The 11,642-nt window shown below is 61.9% G+C and carries 11 protein-coding genes; 8 read left to right on the forward strand and 3 right to left on the reverse strand.

The window, feature by feature from the left end:
* Window positions 1-65: 65 nt before the first annotated feature.
* The 8 genes from ttcA (at window position 66) to D9R08_RS15695 (ending at window position 8,102) form a co-directional block, all read left to right on the forward strand.
* On the forward strand, window positions 66-917 hold the full coding sequence (gene ttcA / locus D9R08_RS15660) for a tRNA 2-thiocytidine(32) synthetase TtcA (RefSeq protein WP_121899066.1): 852 nt from the start codon (window positions 66-68) through the stop codon (window positions 915-917).
* A 92-nt stretch (window positions 918-1,009) separates the two neighbouring features.
* On the forward strand, window positions 1,010-2,563 hold the full coding sequence (locus tag D9R08_RS15665) for a putative bifunctional diguanylate cyclase/phosphodiesterase (protein WP_158599022.1): 1,554 nt from the start codon (window positions 1,010-1,012) through the stop codon (window positions 2,561-2,563).
* Window positions 2,564-2,771: 208 nt separating this feature from the next.
* Entirely contained in the window at window positions 2,772-4,601 is a 1,830-nt protein-coding gene (yidC, locus tag D9R08_RS15670) for a membrane protein insertase YidC (protein WP_121899007.1), read from the forward strand.
* Window positions 4,598-5,338, forward strand: coding sequence for an MOSC domain-containing protein (locus tag D9R08_RS15675; protein ID WP_121899008.1), 741 nt, complete (start codon window positions 4,598-4,600; stop codon window positions 5,336-5,338). The genes yidC and D9R08_RS15675 overlap by 4 nt, the downstream gene beginning before the upstream one ends.
* A complete protein-coding gene (gene yihA / locus D9R08_RS15680; RefSeq protein ID WP_121899009.1) occupies window positions 5,335-5,988 on the forward strand; it encodes a ribosome biogenesis GTP-binding protein YihA/YsxC in 654 nt (217 codons plus the stop codon). The genes D9R08_RS15675 and yihA overlap by 4 nt, the downstream gene beginning before the upstream one ends.
* A gap of 63 nt (window positions 5,989-6,051) precedes the next feature.
* Window positions 6,052-6,915, forward strand: a complete 864-nt coding sequence (gene argB / locus D9R08_RS15685) for an acetylglutamate kinase (protein WP_121899010.1) — start codon at window positions 6,052-6,054, stop codon at window positions 6,913-6,915.
* Window positions 6,916-6,954: 39 nt separating this feature from the next.
* Window positions 6,955-7,605, forward strand: a complete 651-nt coding sequence (locus D9R08_RS15690) for a ferredoxin (protein ID WP_121899011.1) — start codon at window positions 6,955-6,957, stop codon at window positions 7,603-7,605.
* Window positions 7,602-8,102 carry a SixA phosphatase family protein gene (locus tag D9R08_RS15695; RefSeq protein ID WP_121899012.1) on the forward strand — a complete coding sequence of 167 codons (501 nt, stop codon included), beginning with the start codon at window positions 7,602-7,604 and terminating at the stop codon, window positions 8,100-8,102. The genes D9R08_RS15690 and D9R08_RS15695 overlap by 4 nt, the downstream gene beginning before the upstream one ends.
* A 94-nt stretch (window positions 8,103-8,196) precedes the next feature.
* Here the strand turns inward: D9R08_RS15695 and D9R08_RS15700 are convergent, their stop codons facing one another.
* From D9R08_RS15700 to D9R08_RS15710, 3 genes are read right to left on the reverse strand one after another with little or no spacing between them, the layout of a single operon-like run.
* Window positions 8,197-9,000: an amino acid ABC transporter ATP-binding protein gene (locus D9R08_RS15700; RefSeq protein ID WP_121899013.1), complete on the reverse strand. Its 804-nt coding sequence runs from the start codon at window positions 8,998-9,000 to the stop codon at window positions 8,197-8,199.
* Between the two features lie 12 nt (window positions 9,001-9,012).
* Window positions 9,013-10,329 (reverse strand): amino acid ABC transporter permease, encoded by a 1,317-nt coding sequence (locus D9R08_RS15705; RefSeq protein ID WP_121899014.1) that lies wholly within the window; start codon window positions 10,327-10,329, stop codon window positions 9,013-9,015.
* 1 nt (window position 10,330) lies between these two features.
* Window positions 10,331-11,548 carry an amino acid ABC transporter permease gene (locus D9R08_RS15710; RefSeq protein ID WP_121899015.1) on the reverse strand — a complete coding sequence of 406 codons (1,218 nt, stop codon included), beginning with the start codon at window positions 11,546-11,548 and terminating at the stop codon, window positions 10,331-10,333.
* Between the last annotated feature and the right edge of the window lie 94 nt (window positions 11,549-11,642).

Consider the following 11,642-nt stretch of genomic DNA (forward strand, 5'->3'; position numbering starts at 1 on the left):
TGCGCGCGCTTGACGCCGCCCTGCCCCCGCCCCTATGCCAAATCCAGATCACAAAGGCCCCGCCGATGCTGGACGATACCGACGACATCCACCCGCTTTTCAACGGCGCGCCGAAGACGGCGGAGTTCAAGAAACTGCGCAAACGGATCATCCGCGAAGCCCGCGAGGCGATCGAGCGGTATGGCATGATCGAACGCGGCGCCCGATGGCTGGTCTGCCTTTCCGGCGGAAAGGATAGCTACACCCTGCTGGCCGCTCTGGTGGAGCTGCAATGGCGCGGGCTCCTGCCCGTGGACCTTCTCGCCTGCAATCTGGATCAGGGCCAGCCGGGCTTTCCCGCCACGGTCCTGCCCGAGTTCCTGAAGCGGATGGGTGTGCCGCACCGGATCGAGTATCAGGATACCTACTCCATCGTCATGGACAAGGTGCCTCAGGGCCGGACCTATTGCGCGCTCTGTTCCCGGCTGCGGCGGGGTAATCTCTACCGGATCGCGCGGGAGGAGAGCTGCTCCGCCGTCGTGCTCGGCCATCACCGTGACGACATTCTGGAAACCTTTTTCCTCAACCTCTTCCATGGCGGTAAACTGGCCACGATGCCCCCCAAGCTGCTGAACGACGACGGGGATCTCCTCGTCTATCGCCCGCTCGCCCATGTGGCGGAGACCGATTGCGACAGGTTCGCCCGTGCCATGGGCTATCCAATCATCCCCTGCGATCTGTGTGGCAGTCAGGACGGGCTGCAACGTCAGGCCATCAAGCAGATGCTCGACAGATGGGAGACCGCCTCGCCCGGTCGACGGCAGAAGATGTTCAGCGCGCTGATGTCGGCACGGCCCTCCCATTTGCTGGATCCGGACCTGTTCGACTTTGCTGGGCTCACCAGATCGGTCGCATTTGAGCAAAATTCCAACGACTAACGGCACAGCGTTAAGGGCCTGTCAGGCAGTTTGACTTAGCGATGAGACGTTGTCCGGCGATGTATGCCGGGCGGTGTTGCGAAGGGTCGATCATGCCGAGATTTGGGTTTCTGCGTTTTTCCGGCCTGCTCGAAGGATTGCGCAGCGGGCTGTTGCGGATCGACGTAATGGTGCTTTACCCCATACTGGCGCTGATCGCCGTGGGGTTCGGCGAAATCGACATTCTTCTCGTCACCGCATTCCTGCTGCCGGCGCTGCTTGCATTGCAGGCTTTCGCGCGCTCTCCGCGGGCCCGGCTGGGCGGAGAGCGCCCCGCCGCGGCGGAGAGGCCGCATGGCTTGCCGACCCGCGCATCCCTCATGGCGATGCTTGACCGGATCGCCGTACAATCGCCAGCCGAAGCCACCGCGGCCATAATGGTCCATATCGACGAACTTGCAGGCGTGACCGAGCGTTGGGGGGGCGAAACGGTCGATGATATCCTCCTTCGGGCGGCCGACCGTTTGCGCGCGGCACTCAGACATGACGACATGATCGCCCGGATCGGCGAAGCAGGCTTCGGCATCGTCCTGCACCCGGTCCGCAGGGCGAGTTCCGATGTCCTTCTGGGTGTGATCGAGCGCATGGAAACGGCCTTGCGGCAGCCGTTCGCGATCGGCGGGTCTTCGGCGCATATCTCCGCGTCCTTCGGCTACTGCACGCTGGACATGGCGCCCGCACCCACCGGCAAATCGATGCTGGACGCGGCAGAGGAAGCGCTTGCCGAGGCGCGTGGCAACGGCCCGTCCGCGGTTCGCGCCTTTTCACGAGAGCTCGGGCAGCATCGGCGCAAAGGCTCCGATCTGGCAGACGGGGTCAAACCGGCGCTGGCCTCCGGCGAGATCCGGGCCTGGTACCAGCCGCAGATCTGTACCGATACCGGAGTTATCAGCGGTTTCGAGGCGCTGGCGCGATGGCACCATCCCGAACATGGTGTCTTGCCGCCCGGCGAGTTTCTGCATGCCGTCGCAGCTGCGCAGCAGATGGCCCGGCTGGGCGAGGTGATGCTCTATAATGCGCTGGCGGCCTTGCGAAGCTGGGACAGGGCGGGCCTGTCCATCCCTTCGGTCGCGGTGAATTTCTCCGCAGAGGAGCTGCGCGACCCGCGCCTTGCCGACCGGATCAAATGGGATGTGGACAGGTTCGACCTGCGCCCGGGCCGGTTGACGGTCGAAATCCTCGAAACCGTCGCAGCGCAATCCGAAGACGATATCATCATTCGCAACATCGAGATGCTTGGAAGCCACGGCTTCAATCTGGATCTGGACGATTTCGGCACAGGTCAGGCTTCGATCGCGAATATCCAGCGTTTCAACGTGAACCGGATCAAGATCGACCGCAGCTTCGTGGCCAGGCTCGACAAGGATCCAAAGCAGCAATCCATGGTCTCCGCGATCCTGTCGCTGGCCGAGCATCTGGGCGTCGCCACGCTTGCAGAAGGGGTCGAGACCCCGGGCGAGTACAGCATGCTGGCGCAACTCGGCTGCGGCCATGTGCAGGGCTTCGGCATAGCCCGCCCGATGCCCTTCGAAGACACCATCGCCTGGGCCGCGGCGCATACGGCCAAACTGGCTGACACCGCCGGGATCGGTCGCCAGGCAGGATAACCGCCCGCAAAACGCCCGCAGGTCCCGGCCTTCGCTGCCCGGCTCTGCCGCAGCCAGTCTTTCCGCCACATGCCCGCCGCTGTCGCGTTGTGCCGCTAGGGCGAGACGAAACCGCGCGGAAGCCTTGCGCCAAGGGGAAAAGCCCTTGACCTTTCCAGCCCCAATCTGTTGAACCTCCCTGACTTCAACCAAGGGGTGGTCCGCAACAATGAACGATCAGAACAGAAACCTGATCCTGGCAACTGCGCTGAGCTTTCTGGTCATTCTGGTCTGGTTCTTGCTGTTCCCCCCGCCCGAACCGCAGGTGGCAGACCCGAACACGCCCGCCGTTACCGCCCTGAACGAAGACGGCACCGAAATGGCGTTGACCCCGCCGGTTGCGGACGCGTCGGACACGCCGCAACTTGCCACCGATGCCGAAACGCGCGCCAGCATCCTGTCCGAAGCGGAGAGGATCACCATCGACACACCCGCCGTGTCCGGCTCGATCTCCCTCGTCGGCGGGCGGATCGACGACCTGTCGCTCAACAACTATTTCGAGACGCTGGAGGAAGACAGCCCGACCGTTACGCTTCTGTCTCCGGTCGGCGAGTCCGAGGCCTATTACGCGCTCTATGGATGGGCCCCGGCCGGCGATCTGGGTTTCGAAGACGTGCCCGGCGCCAATACCCCATGGCAGATCGAGAGCGGGGACACGCTCACTCCCGAAACTCCGGTGACGCTGGTCTGGGACAATGGCAACGGCCTGATTTTTCGCCGCACCATCTCGATCGACGAAGATTTCATGTTCGAGATCACGCAATCGGTCGAGAACACGACCGAAACACCGGTGCGCATGGCGCCTTACGGGATCGTCGCGCGCCACGGATTGCCCTCGGATCTGCAGAATTTCTTCATCCTCCACGAAGGCGTGGTGCGCAAGATCGATGGCACGCTCGATGAGATTGCCTATGACGATCTGCCGGATCTGGATTTCATCCAGCGCGAAGGCACACCCGCAGAGGTGATTGACGTCACCGAAAACGGCTGGATCGGATTTACTGACAAATACTGGATGACCACGCTGATACCGGGTGAGCAGCAACCGTTCACATCGGTGACCCGCTATGTGCCCTCCAGCGACATCTACCAGACCGAAGCGCGCCTGCCGACGATGACTGCCGCACCGGGCCAGACCACAGAGATCAGGACCCAGCTTTTTGCCGGCGCGAAGGAATGGGAGACCATCCGCGACTATCAGAACGAAGGCGGCATCGCGCGGTTCCTCGACTCGATTGACTGGGGCTGGTTCTACTTCCTGACAAAGCCGATTTTCTGGATGCTGCACACGCTGAACGCCCTGATCGGCAATATGGGCGTGGCGATCATCGCGCTCACCCTGATCATCAAGGCGGTTCTGCTGCCGCTCGCGTTCAAATCCTATGTCTCGATGGCGAAGATGAAAGAGCTTCAGCCCGAGATGGAAAAGCTGAAGGAACGTGCGGGCGACGACCGGCAGAAACTCCAGCAGGGCATGATGGAGCTTTACAAGACGAACAAGGTGAACCCCGCCTCGGGCTGTCTGCCGATCCTGTTGCAGATCCCGATCTTCTTCTCGCTCTACAAGGTGATTTTCGTCACGCTGGAGCTGCGCCATGCCCCGTTCTTCGGCTGGCTGAATGACCTTTCCGCTCCGGATCCGTCGTCCATATTCAACTTCTTCGGGCTGCTGCCATGGGCGGCGCCGGAACCCGGCTCGATCATGGCGCTTTTGTTCATCGGCATCCTGCCCCTGCTTCTGGGCGTCTCCATGTGGCTGCAGCAAAAGCTGAACCCGGCGCCGACCGACCCCACGCAGGCGATGATCTTCGCCTATCTGCCATGGGTTTTCATGTTCATGCTCGGCAGTTTCGCCAGCGGCCTTCTGGTCTACTGGATCGCGAACAACACGATCACCTTCGCGCAGCAATACACCATCATGCGCAGTCAGGGCTTCAAGCCGGATGTATTCGGGAATATCCGGTCGGGGTTCCAGCGCAAGAAGCCTGAAGAGAAATGACCCTGCGCCTCACCTCGATCTGGCGCTATCCGATCAAGGCCATCGGGGCCGAGGCGCTGGAGCGGGTCGTGCTGGCACCTGACCGCCCCCTGCCGCTGGATCGCGCCTGGGCCGTGCTTCAGGACGGCGGAGAGTTCGATGGCGGCTGGAGTTCCTGCCGGAACTATCTGCGCGGCGCCAAGGGGCCGGGTCTGATGGCCATAACCGCACGGGTCAACGGGGCGTTGATCCATCTAAGCCATCCGGATCGGCCCGATCTGGCGCTGGACCCGGATGGCGACGCAGCCCCGCTTCTGGACTGGCTGCGCCCAATCTACCCCGAAAACCGGCCCGCTCCCGCAAGGCTGGTGAAATCGCCGGAGCAGGGCATGAGCGATGCACCCTTCGCCTCGGTCTCCGTCCTGAACGCCGCCTCGCTTCGCGCCTTGTCTCAAAGGCTCGGTCAATCGCTCGATTTGCGCCGGTTCCGCGGCAATCTGTGGCTGGACGGGCTCGCCCCGTGGGAAGAGTTCGATCTGGTCGGCAAGACGCTTCAGATTGGGCCCGTTGAACTGAAGATCGTGGAACCCATCGGTCGCTGCACCGCCACCGAAGCCAACCCGGAAACCGGACGGCGGGATGCTAGAACGCTGGACGCGCTTGAGGAGGGCTGGGGCCACACCAATTTCGGCGTCTATGCCAGCGTCGCCCGGGGCGGCGAGATCGCTGTTGGCGACACTGCCGGGATCAGACCGTGAACGCCCTTCCCTTTCCGATCGCCGAGCCGCCGGACGACGCCACAGCCGAGCGCGGGCGCAGGCTTTTCGCCACCGGTGCGGAATTTCTCAAAGGTGTGGTCGCGATGGATGGCATGCCGCCCGCCGACCGGGTGGAGGTCTGCTTCGCCGGCCGCTCCAATGTCGGGAAATCCACTCTGATCAACGCGCTGACCGGGCGCAAGGCGCTCGCGCGTGCCTCGAACACGCCGGGGCGCACGCAGGAGATCAACTTCTTCACCCTCGCCGACAGCCACTATCTCGTCGATCTGCCGGGCTATGGCTTCGCCAACGCGCCCGTGGCCGTCGTCGAGAAATGGCAACGCCTGCTGAAAACTTATCTGGCGGGACGCGCCACTCTGCGCCGGGCCTTCGTGCTGATCGACACGCGCCACGGCGTCAAGCCGGTCGATGAGGAGATCATGGCGCTGCTGGACAAGGCCGCCGTGACATTTCAGGTCGTTCTGACAAAGGCGGACAAGGTCAGGGACAAGGACCGCGAGAAAACCCTGACGCAGGTCCGCGGCGCGCTGGCCACTCACCCCGCCGCCTATCCCGAACTGGTGCTGAGTTCGTCGGAGAAGGGTGAGGGCATCGCCAGCCTGCGCAGCATTATCGCCACGCTCGACTGAGCCTCGCGCTTGCCTCGCCCTTGCGACGCCCGTAACAAGACGCGACGCGAGAGGCCAGATCCGATGAAGAAACAGACCGCCATGACCCGTGACTATGTTGCCACCGCCCGGACCCTGAACGAGGCGCTGCCCTATCTGCAACGCTACGACGATGCGATCGTGGTCATCAAACTGGGCGGCCACGCCATGGGCAGTGATGAGGGTATGGCCAGCTTTGCCCGAGACGTGATGCTGATGCGTACGGTGGGTGTGAACCCGGTCGTCGTCCATGGCGGCGGCCCGATGATCAACGATCTTCTGGCCCGGCTTGGTGTGGTCTCGGATTTCGTGAACGGCCAGCGGGTGACCGACGCGGCCACTGTCGAGGTGGTGGAGATGGTTCTGTCGGGTCGGGTCAACAAGCGCATCGTGCAGGCGATCAACTCCGCGGGCGGCAAGGCTGTGGGCCTGTCGGGCAAGGATGCCGATCTGATCGTCTGCGATCAGGCGGATCCGGAACTGGGCTTCGTCGGCCGGCCCACGGACATTAACCTGAACCTTCTGCAGCAGCTTTTTCAGGCCGAGATGATCCCGGTGATCGCGCCCATCGGCACAGGCCGAAACGGCGAGACCTTCAACATCAACGGCGATATCGCCGCAGGTGCCGTGGCGGCGGCGCTCAAGGCGGACCGGCTGCTGCTGCTCACCGATGTTTCCGGGGTCAAGAACGCCGCCGGCGACGTGGTCACCGAGCTTTCCGCCGCCGAGGTCGAAGAGATGACCCGCGCAGGCATCATCGCGGGCGGCATGATCCCCAAGACCCAAACCGCGCTGGACGCCGTGCGCGCCGGGGTGCGGGCATGCTCCATCGTGGACGGGCGCGTGGCCAATGCGGTGCTGCTGGAGCTGTTTACCGATCACGGCGCCGGCAGCATCATACGCGCCTGACCGCTTGCGCCGCCGGGCGCGGCCCGACAAGGTAGGGCGATGGAGTATTCCGCACTGAGAGCGCGCGTAAGCGCGCACCATCTGGACATATTCGGCGCGTTCCACCCCGGCCCCGGAGACGACGCGCCGGCGGGCACGGAAACGCTCGTACTCCTCGGCCCTCGGGAGCCGGAGTTCTGGGCGCATGTCACCGCCGAGCCGGAATTCACCGACCGCAAGCCCGACCCGATGGATCGCTGGTCCCGCCGGGTGATCGGGCGGCTGGCCTGCGATCTCGGGGCGAAGGCAAGGTTTCCCTTCGGCGGGCCACCTTTCGCGCCCTTCATCCGGTGGGCCACGCGCACGGGGCGGGCCTGGACCAGCCCGGTTAGTATTCTGGTGCATGACACGGCAGGGCTCATGGTGTCCTACCGCGGAGCGCTGGCGCTGAAGCAGCGGATCGCACTGCCGGAGCCTCCGGGCGCGCCGCCTTGCGAAACCTGCCACAAACCCTGCCTGACGGCCTGCCCCGTCTCCGCCCTCACACCGCAGGGCTATGACACCACCGCATGCCATGCCTATCTTGATAGCGTCCAGGGAGAGACATGCCTGAGCGCGGGTTGCGCCGTGCGCCGCGCCTGCCCGCTCAGCCAGTCATATGGCCGCCAGCCCGCCCAATCCGCCTTCCACATGAGAAGTTTTCATCCATGAGCCTGACCCTGATCCTGATCCGCCATGCGAAATCCGACTGGGACGACCCCACGCTGGATGATCACGACCGCCCGCTGAACGAACGCGGGCGGCGCGATGCGCCTCGCATCGGTGCCTGGTTGCGGGCGAAGGGCCATGTCCCTGTGGCGGCAATGATTTCAACTGCCGTCCGCGCCGCCGAGACTTGGGCGCGGCTAGGTTTCGATACGGTGCAGGCCAGCTATCACCACCGTCTCTATCACGCGCCCGCCCCGGTGATGCTGGGCACCCTCGCCACGGCCCGCAGCGACGCCCCGGTGGTCGCGATGGTGGGTCACAATCCCGGTATCGCCGAATGCGCCGAAAGACTGCTGGCGCACTCGCCCGATCATGCCCGTTTTTCCGACTATCCCACCTGCGCCACGCTGGTGGCGCGTTTCGATGCGGCCAACTGGTCGGATATTCATTGGGGAACCGGCACGGTGCTCGACTTCGCCACGCCGCATGATTTGCGCTGATCGCGGCAGGTCCTGGGAAACACAGGTATGTTTGCAAGACACAGGCCGCCCCGAAGGACGGCCTGTACGATCCTGTCGGAAACCCGCTACCGGATCAGTGGCCGAGGATCTGGCTCAGGAACAGTTTTGTCCGGTCTGATTTAGGATTGTTGAAGAACTCTTCGGGCTCATTCTGTTCGACGATCTGGCCCTGATCCATGAAGATTACACGATTTGCGACCTGCCGGGCAAAGCCCATCTCATGGGTCACGCAGATCATAGTCATGCCTTCTTCGGCAAGCTGGATCATTGTGTCCAGCACCTCCTTGATCATTTCCGGGTCGAGCGCCGATGTCGGCTCGTCGAACAGCATGATCCGGGGTCGCATGCAAAGGCTCCGGGCAATAGCCACACGCTGCTGCTGACCGCCCGAAAGCTGACCAGGATACTTGTCTGCCTGTTCCGGGATCTTGACCTTGTTGAGGAAATACATCGCCGTTTCCTCGGCCTCCCGCTTGGGGGTCTTGCGCACCCAGATCGGGGCCAGAGTGCAGTTCTCCAGGATCGTCAGATGCGGGAACAGATTGAAATGCTGGAACACCATGCCGACCTCTGACCGGACCCGGTCGATGTTCTTCAGGTCGTTCGACAACAGCGTGCCATCCACGGAAATGGTGCCTTTCTGATGCTCCTCCAACGCGTTGATGCAGCGGATCAGCGTGGATTTGCCCGAGCCGGAAGGGCCGCAGACAACGATCCGCTCACCCTGATTCACTGTCAGGTTGATGTCGCGCAGCACGTGGAAGTTGCCGAACCACTTGTTCATGTCCCGGATCTCGATGGCCACCTCGTCGGAGACGGCCATTTTCGAGCGGTCGATTTTGCGGTCCGCGACGGGCGAAGTTTGAGCGTCGGTCATGTGGACGTCTCCTTAGCGATGTTCAGTGCGGAGCTTGCGCTCCAGGAATTGCGAGTACTTCGACATTGAGAAACAGCAGATGAAGAAACAGAGCCCAATGAAGATGAAAAGCTCCCAATAGATGCCATTCCAGTCGGTGGTGGCGCGGATCAGGTTCGAGAAGCCTATCGGGTCTGACAGCCCCACGAACACCACAAGGGTCGTATCCTTGAATAGTCCGATGAAGGTATTCACGATCCCCGGGATCGAGATCTTGAGCGCCTGAGGCAGAATGATCAGCTGCATCGACTGCCAATAATTCAATCCAAGACTGTCCGCCCCCTCGTACTGCCCCCTCGGCAGTGCGGCGAGACCTCCCCGAATGACCTCAGCCATATATGCGGACGCGAAGAAGGTCACCATGATGATCACCCGCAAGAGCAGATCGAAATTGGTACCGGGCGGCAGGAAGTAATTCAGCAGCAGCGAGGCCGTGAAGAGCCAGACGATGAGAGGCACGCCACGGATCACTTCGATGAAGGTCACACAGGTCTTGTTGATGATGAACAGATCCGATTGCCGTCCAAGCGCCAGCAGGATGCCGAGAGGAAAGGACAGGATGATGCCTGTTATCCCGATAATGAAGGCCAGCATGAAGCCGCCGATTTCGTCGGAGGAGACGTACTGCATGCCAATCGGCGCGATGGAATTGAGCATCCCGGTAAGCGGACCGGCCAATAGGAGCCAGTAGAGGATCGGCACCAGGAACGCCCCGATGATTGCCAGCAGCGGCCCGACCATCTCGGCCCCGTATCTGAAGATTGCGCCGGCGATCACAAATCCCAGGGCGACGACAATCGGCCCCCAGATCGTTCCGCCCCAGATCAGCCAGAAGCAAATGAACGGCGCGGCGGCCGTCAGGTAGAAGAGCTTTCGCGGGACGCCCTCGAACAGGATCGGGGACACGGCCACGAAGAAGACCAGCAGCGCCGCCACGGGTCGCCAGTACAGATCCTGCGGATAGAAGCCGAACAGAAGCTGGTCCCACCGATCCGCCAGGACGGCCCAGCAGGCCACGCTGGCATCCTCTCCGTAAAGCTCGTTCCGGATCTGCCGGCATTCCGTCAGCGAGCCTGCGTCCCATATGCCGTAAAGCATCCAGCCCAGGGTGTGGCTGAGCACGTAATAGATCACGAAAAGCGACAGGATCGTCAGAATGGCATTCAACCAGGAGGAAAAGAGATTTTCCCTGAGCCACTTGATGGCGCCGCGTTCGGTGACCGGCGGTTCGGCCTCAGGCAACATGGTCTCGCGCACATATGAGACCGTTTGCGCATGAACGTCACTCATCTCAGCGCTCCTTCAGCTTGATGGACTGGTTGTAGATATTCATCAGCCCTGAGATGATCAGCGATGTGACAAGGTAGAACAGCCCAAGAAGCAACATCCCTTCAAGTTCCCGACCAGTCTGGTTGATCGAGATACCGCCAAGAGTGGATCGGACATCCATGTATCCAACGGCAATCGCGAGCGACGAGTTCTTGGTGAGATTGAGATATTGCGAGATCAGCGGCGGAATGATGACCCGCAGCGCCTGCGGCAGGATCACGAGGTTCATCGTCCGGTTCGGACGAAGGCCCAAGGCAAAGGCCGCCTCGGTCTGGCCTTTCGAAACGGCCAGAATCCCTGATCGCACATTCTCGGCAATGAACGCTCCGGTATAAAGCGACAGCGCAAGCCAGAGCGCGATAAGCGAGTTTCTCAGATGTGTGCCGCCGGTGAAGTTGAAACCCGCCAGTTCCGGGTAATCAAGCGTAACCGGACGGCCTAGAATGTAGTAAAAGAGGATCGAGGGAATGAAGAACAACCCAAGCGACACCCAGAAAACCGGCAGGATAACCCCGGTTTCCTCCTGACGTTTGCGGGCATAGCGCCGAAAGGCGAAGATCCCCGCGAGCGAGGCCAGGAAGACGAGGATCAGAACCATTGCCCCCTCGCCCCAGACCGGTGCAGGAATAAAGATGCCGCGGTTGGTTATGGCGACGGTGTCGAACAGGATCATGCTGGCTTCGGGGTTTTCGCCGCGAAAATCCCGCGGCTGAGGCGTAGCCTCGGTCATGATCGCGAAAACGATCAGGATCCACAGTAGCGTGGGAATGTTGCGGAAGCCCTCGACATACACACCCATGAGCCTCGAGACGATCCAGTTCTTCGACAGGCGCAGGACGCCCGCAATCACACCAAGGATCGTGGCCAGGATACAGCCCAGAAAGGCAACAAGCAGCGTGTTGAGAATGCCGACCAGTGCGGCGCGCGCATGGGTCGAGTCGTTGGAATACTCAATCAGGCGCTGGTTGATATCATATCCGGCCCGCTGTCCTAGGAAGCCGAAATTGAAGTCCTTGCCCAATTCTTGAAGGTTCTGGACCGTATTGTTCGCCAGCCAGAACACTCCCGCCATGATCAGAATGAAGGCCACCACCTGGATCGTCAGCGACCGGTAGCGGGTATCGTAGATCAATTGGCTTAGTCGGAAGGCTTCGGCGGGTGGTTCCGTCATCGTTGCCATATCGGGCACCCCTGCAACTGTTGGTATGCCGAACTCTGTAACAGCGCGATGTCGGCTGCCCGGTTCGGTCTATGGTTGTTGTGTAGATAGACGA

Origin of the sequence: Rhodophyticola porphyridii, assembly GCF_003688285.1 — a bacterium.
Taxonomy (GTDB): domain Bacteria; phylum Pseudomonadota; class Alphaproteobacteria; order Rhodobacterales; family Rhodobacteraceae; genus Rhodophyticola; species Rhodophyticola porphyridii.